Below are 20,815 nucleotides of genomic sequence, written 5' to 3'. Positions count from 1 at the left end.
ATGTTCTATTCTCATTTATTTACGATGGACTTTTACGGAGATATAAGTTCCCTAATCGTTGCATTTAGTCCTTTCTTCGGCAATTCCTCCCACATCTCAGTTTCCGTTATCGTCCCGCAAACCTTACACTCTGCATTTAAAACAAGCATAATATAATATTGGTCAGGTCTAAACAAACGAACAATATCCTTTAGTACAACCTCCTCCACCACAGTAATATGGGTAATTGGCATAACACCTCGCGCTCTTAGTAAGTTTTTTTTTTGTGCCATAACACGTAAATTACGAAAACCAGCTACTTTTACTTCACTTTTTGCCGTTGTATATAAAAATATAGCTGCTACTAGAAAGGTTATATTAATTGTACCTCCCACAATATACTGATACACCACAGTACCAACCAAAGAAATACTGCCCCATTGACTAATACCAGCTGCAATGGCAGTAGCCTTACAATAGTCTATTTTCAAGGCCAGCCAAGCCCTGAAAATACGTCCGCCATCAAGGGGCAAACCTGGTATCATATTAAAAATTACTAGCATTAGATTGGTCTTATAATAAAACTCCCCCATTTCACTCCAATCATTCAAGTAGAACATACCGCTATAAATAAGAGCCGCCAAAACCGAACTTGCTATGGGTCCGGCGGCGGCTATTATTATTTCACTCCTTGAACTAGCGATCCCTAGCCCTTCAATCCTTGCCACGCCTCCAAAGGGGAGCAGTTCAACCTCATGGACCTTAAACCCCAAAGCCAGAGCAGTTCCCGCATGTGCTAACTCATGCCACAACACTGCGCTAAATACCAAGCAAACTTTCACCAACATTCCCGCGAGGGCAAACAATAGAATCATTGCAATAAACCAATAATTCAATTTCAGTTCAATACCCGCAATAGTAGCAACCCGCAAACAATTCACTTCTCCTCTCCAACAGGAAAATCACCTTTTAATCTAGTTGCAGGATCAATCGGTTTACCTTTTTCTCTTACTTCAAAGTAAAGGACTGGAGTATTTATCATACCACTCTTGCCTACCTTAGCTACGACTTGCCCTTGGCTGATTAGGTCTCCTTGATGTACTAGCACTTCCCCTAAATGTCCATAAAGTGTCTCAATATCTTGGCTGTGTTCAATAATCAATACTTTTCCCAACTGCGCACTGTCTGTAATTATTTTAACCTTACCAGGCGCGACAGCCCTCACATTGGTTCCAATTGCTGCTTCAATATCAATTCCTTCGTGCATCATTTCTTGTTTCAGTACTGGGTGAACTCCCCAGCCAAAAGGAGCTATTATTTTCCCACTGACAGGCTTATTCATATACAATAAAGGATCCGCAGGTTTCGACACCGTTGTCTGCACTTTTTTTAGCACTGATAAATCAATGCTTGGCGGAACACGGCTAACGATTTGTTCTAGCACATAGTTAATATCCGTCTGTGTTGATAAAGTATAATGAATTCCATCATCTACCATCTTTCCAAGGGCAGTTTCTGATATATGAGCACAGTAAACAACAGTAAACAAAACACCTGCCACTACTGTCTTTTTTAACCAACTATAATCAGATGGCTCATCTTGATACTGCCATGAATAATCATACCCTCTATTCTCTTCTACTCTATTTTTTTTCCACTTACTCCACAGCCCCGCCATATAGGCACCCCCCGCACAGCACATACTACTACAAATATATATGAGCAGTGAAAGGTAATATATGCTTAGAATATAAGAAAAGACTTGGCTTGTGCCAAGTCTTTCAAACTTGGAATCAAGAAAGTGTTATACTTTCTGATTCTGTAAAAGAGATGCGCCAAATGGCGCATCTCTTTATCGCTAGGCTTTTAAAACATAATTTTCTGCCTACGCATATATATATTTAGTAGTATTCCAATACTAACCATATTGGTCGTAAGAGCACTAACTCCATAACTCATAAGAGGTAAAGGAATACCTGTTACTGGCATAATGCCAGCAGTCATGCCTACATTAACTAATACATGAAAGGTCAGCATAGAAGTAATACCAGTAGCTAGCAAGGTTCCAAAATTATCTTTCGCTGCTCCAGCAATTTTTACACCCCGATATAGCAAAATAAAATACAATGATAAGATAAGGATTGCTCCAATGAAGCCAAGTTCTTCCCCAATTACCGCAAAAATAAAATCCGTATGATTTTCCGGTAAAAAATTCAGTTGACTTTGCGTGCCGCCAAACAAGCCCTTACCAAATAACATCCCTGATCCAATGGCTATTTTCGATTGTATGATATGGTAACCAGAACCTAAAGGATCCACATTGGAATCAAGAAAAACAGATAGTCGCATTTTTTGATAGTCCTTTAAAAAATGCCAAAAAATAGGCAAAAAAGCGGCGCCTGCCCCAAAAATTATCATTAAATGCTTATTTTTAATACCTGCAATAAAAAGCATACCAAATAAAATTGCTAAGAATACCAGAGAAGTTCCAAGATCAGGTTGCTTTAATACCAATAAGAATGGAACTCCAACATACAAAAAGATCGGAATTAGATCTTTAAATGAATTTAGCTTTCCCGCCTTTTTATCAAGCAAATCTGCCAGGGCAATAATCATAATCAATTTAGAAAATTCGGAAGGCTGCAGACTAATCGGACCAATTTGTATCCAACGCTGGGCACCCAGAGCCGATTGGCCGATGAACATAACCGCTAATAACATGATTAAATTGATAAAATATAACCCATTCGCAAATTTCGATAAGATTTTATAATCAAAGTTAAGTATAACAAAAATGATCATAACATTAAACACTGCGAATAGACCTTGACGTTCCACATACCAGTACCGTTCTTCGCCGGGAGTATTTATGTGAGTTGCACTTCCAATAATTACTAAACTTATTAAGATAAGTAGAGTTACCGTAGCAATTGTAATAAAATCTAAATTCCGTAATAACCTGCGATTTAACATTCCTTACACTTACCTTCCATAGCAAAAGTCATTCCTATATTATAATATCATTTCCCAATTCCGTCCACTTAAAAAGGCACAGTATGCAATACCGTGCCTTGGTAATTTTTACTCAAAGAATAATCTTAACAAAAATACAATTTTGATCAATTAAATCTACCTACTCTTTAACCTTTTGGGGTTCCGCCTCTTTTCATACTCGTTACAGGAATATTAGCGACTAGGGTTACGGATGAATCCGTATGAGTAAGGCTAACCTCCATACACTTTTCATTAATATCCATATAGTTAGATATAGCTCTAAACATATCATCTTTTAATGTTTCCATTAATTGTGGCGAAACATTTACACGATCATGTACTAATACTAATCGTAGACGCTCCTTGGCAACATCTTTCGAGCAAGAAGACTCTTTGCCAAAAAGTCTTTGAATTAAATCAAGCATTTTCATCCCCCCTAAAAATTAAACATTTTTTTTAGTTTAACAAAAAATCCATCGTTTTCTTCAATGGACATTAAAGGCACATTTTCACCTGTTAAACGCCTTACAATATTTTTATATGCTGTACTTGCTTGGGATACAGGATTAGCAACTGCTGGTTCTCCTCGATTTGTAGAAACAACAATATAATCGTCTTCTGGTATAATTCCCAGTAAATCGATAGCCAAAATTTCGATAATATCATCAATACTCATCATATCGCCTTTTTTAACCATCTTGGGACGAATCCGATTTACAATCAATTTCGGATTATGTTTTCCCTCAGATTCTAGTAGCCCAATAATACGGTCAGCATCACGCACTGCTGAAACCTCAGGGGTAGTAACAATAATCGCCCGATCAGCACCAGCAATTGCATTTTTAAAGCCTTGTTCAATACCCGCGGGACAATCAATAATAACAAAATCGAAATCTTCTTTTAGTTCATCACACAATTTTTTCATTTGATCTGGAGTTACTGCATTTTTATCTCGGGTTTGAGCAGCAGGCAAAAGGTATAAAGATTCATACCGTTTATCACGAATTAATGCCTGCTTTAATCGACAATTCCCGTCTGTCACATCAATTAAATCATATACAATTCGATTTTCAAGGCCCATAACTACATCTAGATTACGTAATCCAATATCTGTATCCACCAATACTACTTTCTTACCTAACAGCGCAAAACCTGTACCTATGTTGGCAGTTGTAGTCGTTTTTCCAACTCCACCCTTACCAGACGTTATAACAATAACTTCCCCCATGTACATCCTCCTATAGATAGATTAATCTATCTTCTTTATAATTACAGTTCCATCTTCAATCAGTGCTACCTCTGCTTCTGTAGGATCCTCCAAATGATCTGGAGCCCTCGCTATTAAGTCTGCAATTCGGATTTGTGAGGCTAAAAGCCGCCGCGCCGTAATTGTCGCTCTACTATCACCATATGCCCCAGCATACACGAGCCCACGACAAGTTCCATTTATGACAATATTCCCCCCCGCTATTATCTTTGCACCGGGGTTAACATCGCCTTCAATAACCACTGAACCTTGGTGTATAACTTCCTGTCCGCTGCGTATCGTTTTACTAATGACTAAGTTTTGTATCTCTTGAGGCTCAAACGTAGTATTTTCCTCATCGGCACATTGCTCTTTTGCTTCATAAAAAACTAAACCATAATTAGCTAACACTTTACTTAAATCTTCTTGTTCCTCTGAAGAAAGAATACGCACTGCCTTTAGTACTTCTACCTTTGTCCCTTTTGTAAAAAAGTCAACTGCAGACTCCAACTTAGCCTTTAAATTTTCTAGAATGAGTTCAAACTCTACCGATTGATCAAGCACTAGCTGCAATCCATTTCTGCTGCCCTTAAATATTACATATTCGCGCATGTCCATCTCCCAAGTATTGTACAAGTTATATATTATCTGCCACTAAGAATTCGCGATTTTCGTCAATATTCCTGCCAAAAAAAACAAGTTAATTTAAGAAAGTGAAATTAGTAAAAAGGACTTGGCATTCGCCAAGTCCTTTCTTATAATGCAGTCTGCGGCTTATAGGTCTGAGTTGCTTCAACAGGAGCCTGATTAATATTAAAGGCAGCCTCCATAATTTTCCTAGCAATTGGAGCTGCAGAGCCTGCTCCGAAGCCCCCCTGTTCTACAATAACTACAACGACAATACTTGGATCTTCATAAGGACCGTAAGCAATAAACCAGCCATGATCGCTCCCATGAGGATTCTCTGCTGTCCCTGTTTTTCCGGCAATTGACACAGGAAAGTTTTGAAAGGCTTGGGCAGCTGTGCCTCCCTCAAGAGCTACATCTCTAAGAGACTCACGAATAAGCCCTAAAGTTCTGGGAGAGATCTGAATATTACCTACTTCTTCAGGCCCAAAGGTCTGAATCGTGTCCCCATTATCTGAACTAATCTTATTGACCACGTAAGGGCGATATCGATGACCGCCATTTGCAATTTCACTCAATAAAACGGCAACCTGCAGGGGAGTTACTAACTGGAACCCTTGGCCAATAGCAGCATCAAATGTTTCTGACAAATACCATTCCTCACCATATACCTTTTCCTTATATCGTTGGTTGGCTACCAATCCATCCGATTCTCCTTGCAATTGTATACCAGTTAATGCGCCTAATCCAAACATGCGAGCATATTTTTCTAAGTTGTCGATACCTAAGCGATTACCCATTTCATAAAAGTAAACATTATCTGATTTAGTTAGAGCCTCTTTAAAATTAATCCAACCTAGAGCCTCACCTTCAGCATTTCCTTTAGCAATAATCCAGTGCTTACCTGTATCCAGTATTTTTTCTTCGGGAGTGACTTTACCTAATTCTAAGGCTGCCGTACCCGTAACTATTTTAAAAGTGGAACCTGGGGGATATTCCCCGGAAATAACTTTATTATCCATAGGGTTATTAGGATTTTCATTTAACATCTTCCAATCCTTACTCGAAATCCCCCCTGAAAATAAATTAGGATTAAAGGCTGGCCTACTTACCATGGCCAAAATTTCACCTGTCTTAGGATTCATAGCAATAGCTGCCGCTGCTTTAGCATTACGAAATTCGCTCTTAGTTTGCAAATATGTAAGCTGTTCATCAATAGCGACTTCGGCTGCCTTTTGTATTCGATAATCAATCGTTAGTGTCAGGTTTTTCCCTGGTATGGTTTCCTTACGCCCTAACACATTTACTGGCCGCCCCGTTACATCAACCTCAACTTGATTGCCTCCATCGACACCACGTAATTCACGATCATACATCTTCTCTAAGCCAAATTTACCGACAATATCTCCTGTCTTATACTCATTGGCCTTTGGGTTTGTTTTTGCTTTTAACTTTGCCTTTTCTAGTTCGTCATCATTGATTTCACTCACATATCCAAATAAATGAGCCGCTAACTCATTGTTGACATAATTGCGAATCGGTTGAATTTCAATCACTACTCCAGGTAGTTCTGCCCGACGTTCTTCAATCTTTGTTACAATATCTTGACCAATATCTGATTTAATACGCACCGGCTCAAACTTTCCATTATGCTGGCTAAGTTTCGTCTTGATCTCATCGATGGGTATATTTAAAATACTAGCCACTTTAGCAATAATTTCATCAGGAACAGGTCCTGTAAGAGGCAGTATTGACACTGTAAAACCAGGGCGATTCGAAACCAGTGGAACTCCGTTCCGATCATAAAACATTCCACGGGGAGCCATAATAGGAGCTAGCCTAATACGATTTCCATCAGCTTTTTGTCCATAATACTTTCCCTGAACCACTTGCAAATATCCCAAACGACTGATCAATGCTACAAATACTAATATAATAATAATTGCCAATACATCCAGTCTGTAATTTGATCGTTTTACCAACATGATTACAACCTCCCTTCTTCCAGCTATTACAGTAAATAAACGTAAGGAAAATGTTCACGAATCTTTAACAATAGGATATTCTGAACCACAAAGACACAAAGGATATTTTTAGATTGCCCTTTGTGTTTCAATTAGCACATTGTGTCTTTGTGGCTCATAAAACCCCATATGATCACTTAAAAGGACTTGGCTATGCAAGTCCTTTACGCAGCTCTCAGGAAATGAAATCTATTGTTCCCTTTTTTATTCTGCTGTGAATTTAACCACTCGGTAAACAATATGGTGTACCGGGATAGCTATAATCAGATTATAGCCCATCAGCGGTACTATATTTTGCAAAAGTGCAGTAATAAAGTCAACCTTATGGCCTAATAAAATTAACAGTACAACCCCTGCTAGACCATTAAATAAAGTAGCAACTAACGTAGCTAATAGGGGTAATAGTACGTGCTCCTTAAACACTTTACGTTCAGCCAAACCAAATAAATAGCCTGTAGCCAATTTTGATAAGGTATTAATACCAAAAATACTTCCTGCAACTAAATCTTGTAATAACCCAGCAAAGAATCCGATTCCTACTCCATTTTCTTTCCCTGACAACAGGGCGCAAGATACAACCGTTACAAGTAACAAGTCGGGGTGGATCCCTTTAAAAGAAACTAAGGGCAGTAAAGTTGATTGTAAAATAAGGGCGATAAGAAGTAGGCTCAGCCAAATTAATATACTCATCGTCCTGCTCCCTGAGATGGTGCTGCTGCCTTTCCAGGAGCGGTAGGGGCAGGAATCGCCACAGGTGGCGGCGGTAGTGTAGGAATCGGTTCACGAGAACCTACGATGACTGAAACCTCTTCTAATCTATCAAAATCCACTGCGGGATTCAAGACAGCATATTTTAACAAACCACCCTCTTCATTGACAAGGTCTATCACTTCACCAATTAACAGTCCCTTAGGATAAATTCCACCAAATCCGGATGTAATGAGCTTATCCCCTTTGACAATATCGGCATCACGAGCAATATTTACCATTCGAGGTGTTAACGGTGTCCCACTGTGACCTTCTACAATCGCAGCAACCCTTGATTCAGGTCGTTGCACCAAAGCTCCCACTGCACTACGTGGGTCAAGAACTAACTGTACTTTAGCTACATTCGCATATGCTGTTACAACACTACCAATAAGCCCTTGTGGAGCCACTACAGCCATGTCTTTGGTGACGCCATCAGCAGTTCCACGATTAATAATAATAGTACTGGTCCAATTCCCTGGATCACGCCCCACCACTGCAGCAGTGACCAAATCAAACTGAGGCACCCCTTTTTTGTAATCCAACATGGCTTTTAGGCGTGCATTCTCTGCTGCAATTTCGGTCACATTTAAGTTGTTTTGACGTAGCTCATCATTTTCTGCCCGTAACATTTTATTATCACGGTATGCAGTCATCAATTCCCCAGTAGATAAACTAATAGTACGGAAAGTGAAACCTACATTAGAGACAACATATTCAACAGGTGCCAAAACAGTGGTAATAATTTTCTCCATAAAGGCAAATTTAACTTTACCTTGGGCGAGAGAACTAGCCAGCAAAAAGACGATTACTACAGCCACCAAAAGGATGACCGTCTTTTTGTGAAACAAACGCACTAGTGTAAGCTCCTCTCTATCCTTTTATCCTAATTTTTTGGGAGACATTAATACCCGTTTTAGTAAATCAATACTTTCTAAAGCTCGTCCCGTACCCATACATACACACAATAAGGCATCTTCAGAAATATGCACTGGCATACCTGTTTCCTTACATAAAAGCCTATCAAGTCCTTTTAGCAGAGAACCACCGCCAGTCATTACAATACCCCTATCCATAATATCAGAAGCTAACTCAGGCGGTGTTTTTTCTAAAGTGACCTTAACAGCCTCAATGATACTGCTAACTGGTTCACTTAAAGCCTGCTGTACCTCACTGGCTCTAATGGTTAATGTCTTAGGCAGACCGCTTACTAAATCACGGCCTCTAATTTCCATCGTCTGATCCACTTCAGGTACAATAGCAGCTCCAATCGTCACTTTTACTTCTTCAGCAGTACGTTCGCCAATCATCAAATTGTAGGTACGTTTAATATACTGTATGATTGCCTCATCCATCTCATCGCCACCTACACGGATTGAACGGCTTGTTACGATTCCGCCTAAAGAAATAACAGCTACTTCTGTTGTACCGCCACCAATATCAACTACCATATTACCTGTTGGCTCATGAACAGGTAATCCGGCACCAATAGCCGCAGCCATAGGCTCTTCAATTAAATACGCTTCCCTAGCACCTGCTTGGATAGTCGCATCAATTACAGCGCGCTTTTCCACTTCTGTAACTCCAGAAGGTACACCTACAATTACACGAGGGCGAATAAAGGATTTTGTATCGATTGATTTACGAATAAAGTATTTAAGCATTGCTTGGGTTACATCAAAATCAGCAATAACTCCATCTTTTAACGGTCTAATAGCCACAATATTACCGGGTGTACGGCCAATCATTTGTTTTGCTTCTTCCCCTACTGCCAGAACCTCACCTGTATCGCGTTGAATCGCGACTACAGAAGGCTCACTAAGGACAATTCCTTTCCCCTTCACATGTACCAACGTATTCGCAGTACCAAGATCTATACCCATGTCTCGGGAAAATGATCCAAAAAAACTCTTCATAATATATAGCCCCTTTCAATAAGCAAGTATATATATATCTTGCTACTTAACAAATTCATTCTATTATTCCCTTTTCTTTAAGGCTAACATACTTGTTATCGCCTATAATTACGTGATCTAACACGGAAATTTCTAAAATTTTCCCTGCATCCACTAATTTTCGAGTAAGTACAATATCCTCTGAACTCGGAGTTGGATCTCCACTTGGATGATTATGTGCTAAAATAACAGAAGCCGCTGCATGATGAATGACCTCGCGAAATAACTCGCGGGGATGCACAATAGAAGCATTTAAACTGCCAATTGAAATCGTTGGGGTCGCTAATACATGATTTTTAGTCGATAAGAGTAACACAATAAAATGTTCTCTTGATTCGTAGCGCAGCCTAGGCATCAGCAAATTAGCAGCATCTTGCGGGGAACGAATAATCACTTTTTGCGCCGATGATAAGCTATTTAGCCTTTTACCAATTTCAATAGCGGCTGCAACAGTTACTGCTTTTGCTGGACCGATCCCTTTTATTTTACTAATCTCCTGAGGTCCAATACCTGAAAGAGCAGCAATACCTAAGTCTTCATACTTTTTTAAAAGTCGTTCGGCAACTCGCAAAACAGAATCATTTTTTGTGCCTGTTCTAAGTAAAATGGCCAATAATTCGGCATTACTTAAAGCTTGAGCACCTTTTGTTAGCATTTTTTCCCTTGGTCTTTCATCTTGTGGCAATTGTTTTATCATGAGTGGCTTACTGTCATTCATAATAACGTGACACCAGCCTTTAGTAACAAATCGGATAATTTATTGAGTGGTAATCCCACAACATTCGCATAGCAGCCAGTAATACTTTCTACCATAAGTGCGCCTACCCCCTGGATAGCATATGCACCAGCCTTGTCCATGGGTTCGCCAGTAGCTAAATAGGCTTCAATCTGCTCACTTTTACTATCCCTCATTCTTACAGTGGTAATACCAAAATCAGTCCAAACTTGTTTCGCTGTAACAACAGCAATACCTGTAATCACTTCATGCTCTCTGCCAGCTAGCTCAGTCAACATACGCCTAGCATCTCTTTCATCTACAGGTTTGCCATATACTCGTCCATCTAACACCACTATCGTGTCAGCACCAATGACAACATCATTTTGCTGAACATTCGAAAATACATCTAATGCCTTATCTTTTGCCTGTAAAATGGCAAGCTCATGAGGTGGCAATTTCTGTGTATTATCTTCTATCAAGGTACTAGTAATGGCAATAAATTTACAACCAACTTGTGTTAAAAGTTCACGGCGTCTTGGTGATGCTGACGCCAAAATAATTGTCATGAGCAAGACCTCCTATGACATAACTCAAACACGTCTAAATAGCAAGAGAGCTACCACCATGCCTAGAATACTAATTAAATTAGGCTGCAGTGCAAAACCTAACATAAATCTTACAACATACAAATTGATAGTAACGGGTGGTACATCCAAAATAAGAAAGGTTTTCACTAAATAGGGAGCAAAACCAATTGCAATTTCTGAATGGGAAATGAGTTCTCCTAAAATACCACCGAAAACTGCACCAGTAAGCAAAACTAATATTAACATACCATATCCATTACTTTTACCGCCTCGCAATATTCTTACCCCCTGTATTTATTATAAGATAGTATAAATACATATGAACGATAGCAGTTTTTGCCTTTAGACTAGCTTTGGAGCCTTTCTTAAGAAATAAACCACTATCATTCCAGTAGCCCAACCTGTCGGCAAAGCAAATAGTAGAAGATAAGGTAAATACCATAATAAAGTTCCACTCGATACTATCAGAGCTGCAACCACAATTTGTGCTACATTATGCGCTACAGCACCCAGTATACTCATGCCAATAAGAGAAAAAGCGGACCGCCAATGTTGATAGACATAAGCCATAACAACAGTACTACCGACTGCACCACTTAAACTCATAGCAAAGCCTGGTCCTAAAAAAACTCCTCCAAACAAAGATGCTAAAAAGACACGTACGACTACCACATATATAGCATCACGCCACCCCAAAGTTGCAATTATAACAAGGGATACAATATTGGCCAATCCTAGTTTAATCCCTGGTACAGGGAGTGGAAACGGTATCCACGATTCTACTACATGCAATACACTGGCTATAGCTATAAATAAAGCCAATAGCACTAAACGTTTCGTTTTATTCATATTGTATCAGCCTTTGTTTTTATTACTTTGCAACCTTGTGAGTTAGTCTAGATTATTTTACCGCAAAAACCCCTAACATGCAAATAAGAACAGGGTAAAAAAACCGCAGAAGATGTAATCTTCTGCGGTTAGCTACTATTCTTTCTATTTTGCGCAAGATGCACAAGCAATGGCGATACTTTCCTCATCTTCTGTACCCGGTACAATTCCTGTTACAAAAGGACGAATAGCCTTTGTTGGGCATTTACTTAAACATACAGCATCTGAGCATTTTTCTTCACAAATTTTGGCATCTACAATAGCTAAATTATTTTCCATTTGTATAGCGCCATGTGGACATTGCCGCATGCATAAGGAACAACCAATACAGGCAACACTACATGCCTTTTTAGCTACAGCACCTTTATCTTTTGAACTGCAATTTACACGTACCCTCGCCCCTGTCGGCATAAGGGAAATAACTTTTTTCGGACATACTGTTACACATTTTCCACAGGAAGTACACTTCTCAGGATCAATGATAGGTAATCCATCTTCACTCATAACCATAGCATCAAAAGGACAGCTTTTTACACAAGTTCCCATCCCTAAGCAGCCATATTTACAATTTTTCGGTCCGCCGAAGAGTAAGTTTGCAGCAACACAATCTTCTACACCAGTATAGGCATAAGATTTTCCCGCTTTTAGATTTGTGCCGGCACATTGAACCTGAGCAATTTGCGGCTCCATCGGAGCTGCTGCTTTACCAGTTAGTTCAGCAACTATTTTAGCGACTGCCTCTTTACCTGGTGTGCATAAATTAGGGGCAACATCAGGGTTGAGTACAACAGCCTCAGCATAAGCCATACAACCGGCAAAACCACAGGCACCACATTGTCCTTTAGGCAAAACGTCTTCTACAATATGAATGAGAGGATTGACCTCAATAGCAAACTTTTTATTAGCAAAAGCCAGTATAAAGCCAAAAATTAAACCTAATGCTGTCAATACCAACAATATCAATAACGACTTATCCATTTATTCTCCCTCCGCTCTATTTTACAACAGTTTATAATACTATCTACTTATAGCGGAATCATGCCTGAAAAGCCGAAAAACGACAATGCCAGCATTCCTGCTAAAATAAAGGCAATACCTAATCCCTCTAGTGATTTAGGAACATCCGCATATTGCAATTTTTCCCGTAAGCTAGCCATTAAAATAATCGCTAACGCAAAACCAGCACCGGAACCAATGGCATGCACAATACTTTTTCCAAAAGCAAAATTCGACTCAGCATTTAAAAGTGGCACACCTAGTACTATGCAGTTTGTTGCAATTAGTACTAAATAAATACCCCACATATTATATAAAGCTGGCGCATGCTTTTTAATTACCATTTCTAACAATTGTACGAAGCTGGCAATGAGCACAACAAACACAATTGTAGTCAAAAAGGTAAGACCAAAAGGATGCAGAACATAATTATACACAACCCAAGCTAATATGGAGCTAATTGTCATAACAGACGTAACAGCCATCCCCATACCAATTGAGGCATTTAGACTTTTTGATACGCCGAAGAAAATACACAAACCAAGAAAACGGGTCAGTACAAAGTTATTCACAATTACCGCACCCATAAACAGCGTAAAATACTCACTAAACATTTCAGCCATTTACTGCTTCACCCCTTTGTACAACAGCTTTCGCATTTGCTGTATTCTTTGCTTTTGCCTTATCTTGGTATTGACCAATAATATTAAAGCTAGCAATTAGTAAACCAATAAGGATAAATCCGCCTGGTGGTAAAATCATAATTAACGCTGGATTATACCAAGATCCAAAAATTTGGTAGCCAAGGATAGCTCCCGTACCAAAGAGTTCACGAATAATACCAATAAAAACCATCGCCAGCGTAAATCCTGCTCCCATACCTAACCCATCAAAGAAAGATGGAATTACCGTATTCTTAGCAGCAAAAACTTCAGCACGAGCTAAGATAATCGCAAATACTACGATTAGAGCCAAGTAAATGCTAAGTTCCTTATACACTAATGGTGCATAGGCTTGCAGCGTTAATTGTACCAAGGTAACAATGGTAGCAATCGAAGTAATATAAACTGGAACACGCACTTTTGGGTTTACCCAATGACGAAAAAGAGAAACAACAACATTGTTTAATGAGATAACAACCATAACGGAAAGCCCCATTGCCAATGCATTTAATGTAGTAGACGTAACCGCCAATGCTGGACATAGACTTAAAGCCAGGCGGAATATGGGGTTTTGCTCAAATAAACCTTTATAAAAAATATCCCATAACTTCATATTCTCACACCTCACTTATTTTGAGAAGCTGCATAAGCAACAACTTCCTCTACAGCCTCTTTAATACCTTTGGTCACTGCACGAGACGTAATCGTTGCCCCTGTCAGTGCTTGAATATTCTTATCCGTCGGTACTTTTACTACTTCTAAATCCTCTGTAGATTTACCCGCAAATTGATTTTTAAATTTTGGCTCACTTGCCTTATCACCAAGTCCTGGTGTTTCATTATGCTGTAATATCTTGTAATCCATTACTTTTCCCTCAGGAGATATTGCAGTTACCATTTTAATAGCTCCGCCATATCCCTTAGTTTCAGCGGGGACAACATAAGCAATTACTTTACCATCTTTCATAGCTGTATACCAGTCGGTCTTACCAGCTATTGGTTTGAAATCTTGCGCCTCAGCGACTAACTCCACCATAGCTTTATTTTTAAGATTGATCCGTTCTTGCGCTGCTACTGGCTCAGTTACTGCATATGTGGCAGCAATGATTCCGCCTGATAATAAACACGCCAAGGTTAAATTAATTCCTATTTTAAAAATGCTATCATTTTTTTCATGTCCATCATGTGCCATAAGTCTTACCTCCTTGCCCCGTATTTTACGGGTTTTACCACACGATCAATTAGTGGAGTTACACAGTTCATCAATAAAATGGCATAACATACGCCTTCAGGATAACCGCCGAGTAAGCGAATTAACACAGTCAGCGTACCAGCTCCAACTGCAAATAGAATTTGTCCCTTAATTGTTATCGGAATGGTAACCATATCAGTAGCCATATAAAATGCACCTAAAATAAGTCCGCCTGACATCATATGCAAGATAGGATCGCCAGTGAATAATCCTGCTTTTCCACCAAATGCAAAAGTTAAAAGTCCAACAGTTCCAATCATAAATACAGGAACTTGCCAGTTGATATATCCACGATAAATAAGAAAGATTCCTCCAAGAATTAAAAGTACTGCTGAAGTTTCTCCCATACTACCGCTACGTGTACCAAAAAACATAGCTGTATATAAATCAGATTTGTCGCCAAATATTTGTACTAATTTGTCATAGCCTTGCAATTTTAAGATTCCTAGTGGCGTTGCTGATGTAACACCATCTAATTTACTAGCCATACTAGGCCAAGTCGTCATAGCAATCGGCCAAGAGGCTAATAAAAATGCACGACCAACTAATGCAGGGTTATAAATATTGTACCCCAAGCCCCCCATTGTGTGCTTTGCAATCCCAATCGCCGCGATAGAGCCGACAAGTGGTATATACCAAGGCACAGTAGCTGGAATATTCATAGCTAATAGTAAACCTGTTAAGAAAGCACTGCCATCATTAATTACCATAGGTTTTTCTTGCCATTTTAATATCAGATATTCAGTAGCTACTGCTGCTATAATGCAAATTAACATGTTTGTTATAGCAGGTAGACCAAATTGATATACTGAAAAAAGCGCCGCTGGTGCTAATGCTCCATTTACGCTCCACATAATTTTCCCGATCGACTCGTCACACCGGATGTGCGGTGATGCCGAAACCGTTAATGTACCTACATCTATTTTTGCCTCTGCGCTCATGCCGCCACCTCCTATTTCTTAACCGCCACAGCCGCATTTTGGGCTTTGGATAATTTAATATAATGTACAATATTGCGTTTTGCTGGACATACATAGACACAAGATCCACATTCTACGCAGTCTAATAAATCATATTCTTCTTTTGCAACTTGGAATAAACCTCGTTCACCTACTATGCTGAGCATACTAGGTATTAACCCCATTGGACAGGCATCTACACAACGCCCGCAGCGAATACAAGGACGTTCTGGACCAATATTCACATCCGTTTGACTTAATGCCAAAATACCTGAGGTTCCTTTTATGATAGGTACATCGAGAGTACGTTGCGCCATGCCCATCATAGGACCACCCATAATAACTTTAGCTGGCACTTCCGTAAATCCACCACATAGTGCTGCAGCTTGGGAAAAGGTTGTACCGATCCGAAGCAGTAAATTTTTAGGATTGGCTACAGCGCCACCAGTTACCGTTGTCACTCTTTCAATCAATGGTATCCCTTTTTCGACTGCATCTGCAATGGCTACTACAGTACCTACATTCTGCACGACTACTCCAACGTCCATTGGTAATCCGCCTGTAGGAACATCCGTTCCACAGATTACACCGATTAACGTTTTCTCTGCGCCCTGAGGATATTTTGTTTGCAATGCAACTACCTCAAGACCAGTAATTCCACTACAGGCCTTATTCATAGCAGCAATAGCATCAGGTTTATTTTCTTCTATTCCTATATATCCTTTAGTCACACCTAACACTTTCATTGCTATTTGTACACCAGTTACAACTCTTTCTGACTGTTCTAGCATTACTCGATGATCAGCTGTAAGGAAAGGCTCACATTCTGCTCCGTTTAAAATAAAGGTATGAATCGGTTTCTCAGCAGGTGGTGCCATTTTTACATGAGTAGGAAAGGTTGCTCCCCCCATACCAACCATACCTGTCTGACGAATAATTTCCTTAATTTCCGTTATTTCAAGAGTTTCCCAATCGCGTTGTAAAGGTAACCCTTCAACCCATTCATCTTGGCCATCACTTTCAATAACTACAGACAAGCAAGTGCCAAAAACCGGATGTGGATATTCTGCAATCTCTACTACTTTACCAGAAGTAGATGCGTGAATCGGACTCGAAACAAAAGCTTGTGCCTCTGCAATAACCTGTCCTTTTTTAACTAGATCTCCAACCTTTACCGTTGATGAACATGGTGCACCAATGTGTTGTCTCACAGGAATAATGACTTTTTCAGGTATCGGAGCTATTTCGATTGGTTTACTTGCCGTATACCTTTTTCGGTCGTCAGGATGTACACCCCCACGAAAGCTTTTTGCCATAATTTCACCCCTCTTAAACTACTAAATGCTCTTTATTTCCCTAGTTTGATAGAATGCGTATAATAATCGGCTGCATCTTAGCATCTGATCTAGCATTAGAATCAAAGAATTTAATATACAATACTGATAAAATAAAGGCAATTATACCACCTGCAATCTGAGGTCCTAATAGTGGATAACCGAAAGATTCTGCACAAAATCCTCCTGCTACCACACCAACGAAAACCATAAGAAGTGGTAGTATATACACTATAAAAGCAGCTTTTAGCATATTAATCTCTTTTATCTCTATTGCTACACGCTGACCCACTTTGGCCCCTATATCATTCCTAGCATCTAGTACTAGTGCTGAATTCCCTGGACAAGCGCCACAGTTTTCACAATCATTATGGCGACTGGTCTTAACCCTTGCCATATGATTGCTAATGGCCTCAATCACGATACCCTCCTGCTGCTTATCCATATAGAACTCCTTTCTACACCAGTTTCGATTAGAATATAAATCACATAAACTTACTCTACACCAAGTAATTAGACTCTGTCAATATTATGAGAACAGTTACTTTTTTCACGTTATTTCTACATTTTACCCTAATTTCACAATCAAATTTAACTGATTATTTGCGCAATTTCCGGTTACCAGCTAATGGTTAAATAATTAAATTTACTTATATAAAAAAACCAAGGTCTGCGCAAGCCTTGTAGGTAATAGAATAAAAAAATAAACTTATAAGAAAAACGCTACGCGTCCTTTTTGAACCACAAAGACACAAGGGTCACAAAGGGGTTCTATCCATTTCATTCCCCTCTTCTTTGTGTGCCGCGATAGCGGCATTGTGTCTTTGTGGTTCAATCTTTTTAACTAGATACTTATAAATTCTGTGATACCACAAAAAAAATTGTGCAGTTATAAATAACTGCACAATTTCCTCTTTTATAATTTATGTTAAATAAATTATATTACTTAATAACAGCTAAAACTTCGTTAGGTTTTACGCTTTGGTCAGCAGCAACATTAATTGATTTTACTGTACCATCAACAGGAGATGTAATTTCATTTTGCATTTTCATAGCTTCAAGAATCATTAATACATCGCCTTTTTTCACTGCTTGTCCAGCTTGAACAAGAACTTTTACGATTTTACCAGGCATTGGAGAAGGAAGACCAGTTTCACCGGCACCAACCACAGCAGCAGCAGGAGCGGCAGCAGCAACAGGAGCAGCTGCTTTAGGAGCGGCTGGAGCGGCAGCTTTAGGAGCAGCAGCTGCTGCTACCTTAACTTCTTTTACTTCTTCTACTTCTACCTGATATGCAGTACCATTTACAGTAATATTAAATTTCTTCATTGTACAAACCTCCAAATTTTTTTATAAATTATATTTATGCGTTTTTACGACCATCGACAGTCCATACTTCACTGTCACGTCTAATTTTTACAGCCTGAAAGCCTGTACCCATCATTTCATAAATAGCCGCAGTAATTGCTGCTACTACTTGAGGGGAAACACCTTTTGCATCTATTGTCATACTATTCCACACCTTTCTTTAAGACTGTCGCAAAACATCCATCTGCGTCGTTGCTCCTGCGCGTTCTACCCGCAAGGGGTAAGCCGAAGTTCTAAGGTGCTGAAGCACCAAGAACTACGCATTCCCTCAACGTACGACCTGTACGATTTCGCTCAAATGCTCGTCACGCCTAGCATCTGAATATTTTTCCCCAGTCTAATTACATTAAGGTTCTGTGTTTTACAACACATTCTTATTATAGCGGAATATTGCCATGTTTCTTTTGTGGCCTTTGCTCGCGTTTGCTAGCCAACATGCTTAAAGCGGTGATAATACGTGGTCTAGTTTCTTTTGGTTCAATAACCTGATCAACAAAACCACGTTCAGCTGCTTTATAAGGAGTGGCAAATTCTGCTATATATTGCTCAGTTTTAGCCTTTACATCTGGATCTCCACGGAAAATGATATTAGCTGCACCAGCTGGTCCCATTACCGCAATCTCAGATGTTGGCCATGCCATTACTTGATCAGCGCCCAAATCTTGGGAACACATAGCCAAGTAAGAACCGCCGTAAGCTTTACGAGTAATTACCGTTATTTTTGGTACAGTAGCTTCTGAATAGGCATACAGCATTTTAGCGCCATGGCGGATAATGCCGCCATATTCTTGGCTAACGCCAGGTAAGAATCCTGGAACATCAACTAAGTTAAGTAAAGGAATGTTAAAAGCATCACAAAAGCGAATAAAGCGTGCTGATTTATCAGATGCATCTACATCCAGACAACCTGCCATTACGGATGGTTGATTTGCAATAATACCCACTGTTTGTCCATCAAAACGAGCAAAACAAGTAATGATATTTTGTGCAAAGAACGGTTGTACTTCGTAATATTCGCCATTATCCACTATAGATGTAATAATGTCCTTCATGTTGTAAGGTTGATTTGGATTGTCAGGTAAAAGAGTATTTAATGATTCATCCATACGATTAACATCATCTGTGTTAAGTGCAACTGGAGAACCTTCTAAATTGTTACCTGGTAAGAAGCTCATCAAGCAACGAATTTGTTCTAAGCAATCATCATCATTTTCGGCAACAAAATGCGCAACACCAGAAGTAGTATTATGAGTCATTGCTCCACCTAATACTTCAGCTGTAACTTCTTCACCGGTAACGGATTTAATAACTTGTGGGCCAGTGATAAACATTTGACTGGTGTTTTTAACCATATAGATAAAATCAGTCAAAGCTGGAGAATACACTGCGCCACCAGCACATGGTCCCATAATAACTGAGATCTGAGGAATTACCCCTGATGCCAACGTGTTATTATAGAATATTTTGCCATATCCAGATAAAGCATCAACTGCTTCTTGAATACGTGCGCCACCGGAATCATTAATACCAATAATAGGTGCACCCATTTTCATAGCTAGTTTTTGTACTTTAACAATTTTATTCGCATGCATTTCTCCTAAAGATCCACCTACTACAGTGAAATCTTGGGCAAATACATACACCAAGCGTCCGTCAATTGTACCATAACCAGTAACAACGCCTTCAGCAGGGGCTTCAACGGAAGCCATATCAAAATTTACACAACGGTGGGTAACAAACTGATCTAATTCCACAAAAGTATTAGGATCCAGTAATTTCTCCACACGTTCACGAGCAGTTAATTTGCCAATCGCATGTTGCTTGTCAATACGTTTTTGACCGCCACCTTGCTTTATCTTTTCCTGTCTCGCTTTTAAGTCTTCGATTTTCTCTTGGACTGTAGCCATTTTACACCTCCAACAACATTCAAATATTACTATATAGTAAGCCTATATATTATGCAATATTTTCTAATTGTATACATCTTATTAATCTACACAAACCTTATTTGCGCTGTGATAGTTCAAGCAAAATCCCGCCTGTAGCTTTTGGATGAACAAAAGCAATACTCGCACCACCAGCACCATAACGAGGTGTTTCGTCAATCATACGAACGCCTTTTGCTTTAAGGTCAGCAATGGCTGCTTCAATGTTGTCTACACGAAGGGCAATGTGTTGCATGCCTTCGCCATTTTTTTCAATGAACTTAGCAATTGGGCCGTCCGGTGAGGTAGATTCAAGTAATTCTACTTCACTATCACCGCAAGGAATAAAGCAAACTTTTACTTTTTGTTGCTCTACTGTTTCCTCACCCATTACTTCCATACCAAGCACTTCGGTATAGAATTTTTTTGCTTGTTCTAAATCTTTTACTGCAATACCAATATGGTCTACTTTTAATGTTTTAAACATCAAAAATCCCTCCTAACCTACTTTTGCAAAATAGTGGCCATTATATCATTGACAACACCATATGGATT

General features: G+C 39.4%; 25 protein-coding genes. All 25 read right to left on the bottom strand.

Going from position 1 to position 20,815, the window contains the following annotated elements; all coding sequences use genetic code 11:
* Positions 1-32: 32 nt before the first annotated feature.
* The gene (locus QSJ81_RS17175) at positions 33-920 is read right to left on the bottom strand and encodes a M50 family metallopeptidase (RefSeq protein ID WP_285718581.1); all 888 of its coding nucleotides are present in this window, start codon (positions 918-920) and stop codon (positions 33-35) included.
* Entirely contained in the window at positions 917-1,657 is a 741-nt protein-coding gene (locus tag QSJ81_RS17170) for a M23 family metallopeptidase (RefSeq protein WP_285718580.1), read from the bottom strand. The genes QSJ81_RS17175 and QSJ81_RS17170 overlap by 4 nt, the downstream gene beginning before the upstream one ends.
* 188 nt (positions 1,658-1,845) lie before the next feature.
* Complete coding sequence (gene rodA / locus QSJ81_RS17165; protein WP_285718579.1) at positions 1,846-2,952, bottom strand: rod shape-determining protein RodA; 1,107 nt, start codon at positions 2,950-2,952, stop codon at positions 1,846-1,848.
* A 167-nt stretch (positions 2,953-3,119) separates the two neighbouring features.
* The gene (gene minE / locus QSJ81_RS17160; RefSeq protein ID WP_038671957.1) at positions 3,120-3,398 is read right to left on the bottom strand and encodes a cell division topological specificity factor MinE; all 279 of its coding nucleotides are present in this window, start codon (positions 3,396-3,398) and stop codon (positions 3,120-3,122) included.
* 11 nt (positions 3,399-3,409) lie between these two features.
* Positions 3,410-4,201: a septum site-determining protein MinD gene (minD, locus tag QSJ81_RS17155; protein ID WP_285718578.1), complete on the bottom strand. Its 792-nt coding sequence runs from the start codon at positions 4,199-4,201 to the stop codon at positions 3,410-3,412.
* 21 nt (positions 4,202-4,222) lie between these two features.
* A complete protein-coding gene (minC, locus tag QSJ81_RS17150; RefSeq protein WP_285718577.1) occupies positions 4,223-4,831 on the bottom strand; it encodes a septum site-determining protein MinC in 609 nt (202 codons plus the stop codon).
* A gap of 143 nt (positions 4,832-4,974) precedes the next feature.
* On the bottom strand, positions 4,975-6,831 hold the full coding sequence (gene mrdA / locus QSJ81_RS17145) for a penicillin-binding protein 2 (protein ID WP_285718576.1): 1,857 nt from the start codon (positions 6,829-6,831) through the stop codon (positions 4,975-4,977).
* Positions 6,832-7,074: 243 nt separating this feature from the next.
* Entirely contained in the window at positions 7,075-7,560 is a 486-nt protein-coding gene (gene mreD, locus QSJ81_RS17140) for a rod shape-determining protein MreD (protein WP_285718575.1), read from the bottom strand.
* Positions 7,557-8,474 (bottom strand): rod shape-determining protein MreC, encoded by a 918-nt coding sequence (gene mreC, locus QSJ81_RS17135; protein ID WP_285718574.1) that lies wholly within the window; start codon positions 8,472-8,474, stop codon positions 7,557-7,559. The genes mreD and mreC overlap by 4 nt, the downstream gene beginning before the upstream one ends.
* Positions 8,475-8,498: 24 nt before the next feature.
* The gene (locus QSJ81_RS17130) at positions 8,499-9,533 is read right to left on the bottom strand and encodes a rod shape-determining protein (protein WP_285718573.1); all 1,035 of its coding nucleotides are present in this window, start codon (positions 9,531-9,533) and stop codon (positions 8,499-8,501) included.
* Between the two features lie 55 nt (positions 9,534-9,588).
* Positions 9,589-10,290, bottom strand: a complete 702-nt coding sequence (gene radC / locus QSJ81_RS17125) for a RadC family protein (RefSeq protein WP_285718572.1) — start codon at positions 10,288-10,290, stop codon at positions 9,589-9,591.
* The gene (locus tag QSJ81_RS17120) at positions 10,287-10,856 is read right to left on the bottom strand and encodes a Maf family protein (RefSeq protein WP_285718571.1); all 570 of its coding nucleotides are present in this window, start codon (positions 10,854-10,856) and stop codon (positions 10,287-10,289) included. Before QSJ81_RS17120 ends, radC begins: the two co-directional genes overlap by 4 nt.
* A gap of 24 nt (positions 10,857-10,880) precedes the next feature.
* Positions 10,881-11,153: a DUF4321 domain-containing protein gene (locus QSJ81_RS17115; RefSeq protein ID WP_038671974.1), complete on the bottom strand. Its 273-nt coding sequence runs from the start codon at positions 11,151-11,153 to the stop codon at positions 10,881-10,883.
* Between the two features lie 66 nt (positions 11,154-11,219).
* Complete coding sequence (locus QSJ81_RS17110; RefSeq protein ID WP_285718570.1) at positions 11,220-11,726, bottom strand: Gx transporter family protein; 507 nt, start codon at positions 11,724-11,726, stop codon at positions 11,220-11,222.
* 144 nt (positions 11,727-11,870) lie between these two features.
* Positions 11,871-12,743, bottom strand: a complete 873-nt coding sequence (gene rnfB, locus QSJ81_RS17105) for an RnfABCDGE type electron transport complex subunit B (protein WP_038671978.1) — start codon at positions 12,741-12,743, stop codon at positions 11,871-11,873.
* Positions 12,744-12,790: 47 nt separating this feature from the next.
* A complete protein-coding gene (locus QSJ81_RS17100) occupies positions 12,791-13,384 on the bottom strand; it encodes an electron transport complex protein RnfA (protein WP_236639209.1) in 594 nt (197 codons plus the stop codon).
* Positions 13,377-14,036 carry an electron transport complex subunit RsxE gene (gene rsxE / locus QSJ81_RS17095; RefSeq protein ID WP_285718569.1) on the bottom strand — a complete coding sequence of 220 codons (660 nt, stop codon included), beginning with the start codon at positions 14,034-14,036 and terminating at the stop codon, positions 13,377-13,379. The genes QSJ81_RS17100 and rsxE overlap by 8 nt, the downstream gene beginning before the upstream one ends.
* A gap of 11 nt (positions 14,037-14,047) precedes the next feature.
* The gene (locus QSJ81_RS17090; RefSeq protein ID WP_285718568.1) at positions 14,048-14,614 is read right to left on the bottom strand and encodes an RnfABCDGE type electron transport complex subunit G; all 567 of its coding nucleotides are present in this window, start codon (positions 14,612-14,614) and stop codon (positions 14,048-14,050) included.
* A 5-nt stretch (positions 14,615-14,619) separates the two neighbouring features.
* A complete protein-coding gene (locus QSJ81_RS17085; RefSeq protein WP_285718567.1) occupies positions 14,620-15,615 on the bottom strand; it encodes an RnfABCDGE type electron transport complex subunit D in 996 nt (331 codons plus the stop codon).
* A gap of 11 nt (positions 15,616-15,626) precedes the next feature.
* A complete protein-coding gene (gene rsxC / locus QSJ81_RS17080; protein WP_285718566.1) occupies positions 15,627-16,949 on the bottom strand; it encodes an electron transport complex subunit RsxC in 1,323 nt (440 codons plus the stop codon).
* 40 nt (positions 16,950-16,989) lie between these two features.
* Positions 16,990-17,412: a SoxR reducing system RseC family protein gene (locus QSJ81_RS17075; protein WP_038671986.1), complete on the bottom strand. Its 423-nt coding sequence runs from the start codon at positions 17,410-17,412 to the stop codon at positions 16,990-16,992.
* A gap of 497 nt (positions 17,413-17,909) precedes the next feature.
* Positions 17,910-18,296: a biotin/lipoyl-containing protein gene (locus QSJ81_RS17070; RefSeq protein WP_285718565.1), complete on the bottom strand. Its 387-nt coding sequence runs from the start codon at positions 18,294-18,296 to the stop codon at positions 17,910-17,912.
* A gap of 34 nt (positions 18,297-18,330) precedes the next feature.
* Positions 18,331-18,477, bottom strand: a complete 147-nt coding sequence (locus QSJ81_RS17065; RefSeq protein WP_285718564.1) for a hypothetical protein — start codon at positions 18,475-18,477, stop codon at positions 18,331-18,333.
* A gap of 235 nt (positions 18,478-18,712) precedes the next feature.
* Positions 18,713-20,242 (bottom strand): methylmalonyl-CoA decarboxylase subunit alpha, encoded by a 1,530-nt coding sequence (gene mmdA, locus QSJ81_RS17060; protein ID WP_038671990.1) that lies wholly within the window; start codon positions 20,240-20,242, stop codon positions 18,713-18,715.
* 97 nt (positions 20,243-20,339) lie between these two features.
* Positions 20,340-20,747 carry a methylmalonyl-CoA epimerase gene (gene mce / locus QSJ81_RS17055; RefSeq protein ID WP_285718563.1) on the bottom strand — a complete coding sequence of 136 codons (408 nt, stop codon included), beginning with the start codon at positions 20,745-20,747 and terminating at the stop codon, positions 20,340-20,342.
* Positions 20,748-20,815 lie beyond the last annotated feature (68 nt).

This window comes from Pelosinus sp. IPA-1, assembly GCF_030269905.1.
Lineage (GTDB): Bacteria > Bacillota > Negativicutes > DSM-13327 > DSM-13327 > Pelosinus.
Note: the sequence above shows the minus strand (reverse complement) of the source record. Positions and strands in the feature narration are given on the sequence as shown.

Bases quoted from the DNA above. Each gene is read 5' to 3' on its own strand.
- QSJ81_RS17100 (WP_236639209.1), bottom strand. From the start codon at position 13,384: ATGGCTGAAATGTTTAGTGAGTATTTTACGCTGTTTATGGGTGCGGTA.
- QSJ81_RS17120 (WP_285718571.1), bottom strand. From the start codon at position 10,856: ATGACAATTATTTTGGCGTCAGCATCACCAAGACGCCGTGAACTTTTA.
- QSJ81_RS17170 (WP_285718580.1), bottom strand. From the start codon at position 1,657: ATGGCGGGGCTGTGGAGTAAGTGGAAAAAAAATAGAGTAGAAGAGAAT.
- QSJ81_RS17110 (WP_285718570.1), bottom strand. From the start codon at position 11,726: ATGAATAAAACGAAACGTTTAGTGCTATTGGCTTTATTTATAGCTATA.
- mmdA (WP_038671990.1), bottom strand. From the start codon at position 20,242: ATGGCTACAGTCCAAGAGAAAATCGAAGACTTAAAAGCGAGACAGGAA.
- minC (WP_285718577.1), bottom strand. From the start codon at position 4,831: ATGCGCGAATATGTAATATTTAAGGGCAGCAGAAATGGATTGCAGCTA.
- rodA (WP_285718579.1), bottom strand. From the start codon at position 2,952: ATGTTAAATCGCAGGTTATTACGGAATTTAGATTTTATTACAATTGCT.
- minD (WP_285718578.1), bottom strand. From the start codon at position 4,201: ATGGGGGAAGTTATTGTTATAACGTCTGGTAAGGGTGGAGTTGGAAAA.
- rsxE (WP_285718569.1), bottom strand. From the start codon at position 14,036: ATGAAGTTATGGGATATTTTTTATAAAGGTTTATTTGAGCAAAACCCC.
- mreD (WP_285718575.1), bottom strand. From the start codon at position 7,560: ATGAGTATATTAATTTGGCTGAGCCTACTTCTTATCGCCCTTATTTTA.
- QSJ81_RS17070 (WP_285718565.1), bottom strand. From the start codon at position 18,296: ATGAAGAAATTTAATATTACTGTAAATGGTACTGCATATCAGGTAGAA.
- QSJ81_RS17130 (WP_285718573.1), bottom strand. From the start codon at position 9,533: ATGAAGAGTTTTTTTGGATCATTTTCCCGAGACATGGGTATAGATCTT.
- QSJ81_RS17090 (WP_285718568.1), bottom strand. From the start codon at position 14,614: ATGGCACATGATGGACATGAAAAAAATGATAGCATTTTTAAAATAGGA.
- mrdA (WP_285718576.1), bottom strand. From the start codon at position 6,831: ATGTTGGTAAAACGATCAAATTACAGACTGGATGTATTGGCAATTATT.
- radC (WP_285718572.1), bottom strand. From the start codon at position 10,290: ATGAATGACAGTAAGCCACTCATGATAAAACAATTGCCACAAGATGAA.
- minE (WP_038671957.1), bottom strand. From the start codon at position 3,398: ATGCTTGATTTAATTCAAAGACTTTTTGGCAAAGAGTCTTCTTGCTCG.
- mce (WP_285718563.1), bottom strand. From the start codon at position 20,747: ATGTTTAAAACATTAAAAGTAGACCATATTGGTATTGCAGTAAAAGAT.
- rsxC (WP_285718566.1), bottom strand. From the start codon at position 16,949: ATGGCAAAAAGCTTTCGTGGGGGTGTACATCCTGACGACCGAAAAAGG.
- QSJ81_RS17065 (WP_285718564.1), bottom strand. From the start codon at position 18,477: ATGACAATAGATGCAAAAGGTGTTTCCCCTCAAGTAGTAGCAGCAATT.
- QSJ81_RS17085 (WP_285718567.1), bottom strand. From the start codon at position 15,615: ATGAGCGCAGAGGCAAAAATAGATGTAGGTACATTAACGGTTTCGGCA.
- rnfB (WP_038671978.1), bottom strand. From the start codon at position 12,743: ATGGATAAGTCGTTATTGATATTGTTGGTATTGACAGCATTAGGTTTA.
- QSJ81_RS17075 (WP_038671986.1), bottom strand. From the start codon at position 17,412: ATGGATAAGCAGCAGGAGGGTATCGTGATTGAGGCCATTAGCAATCAT.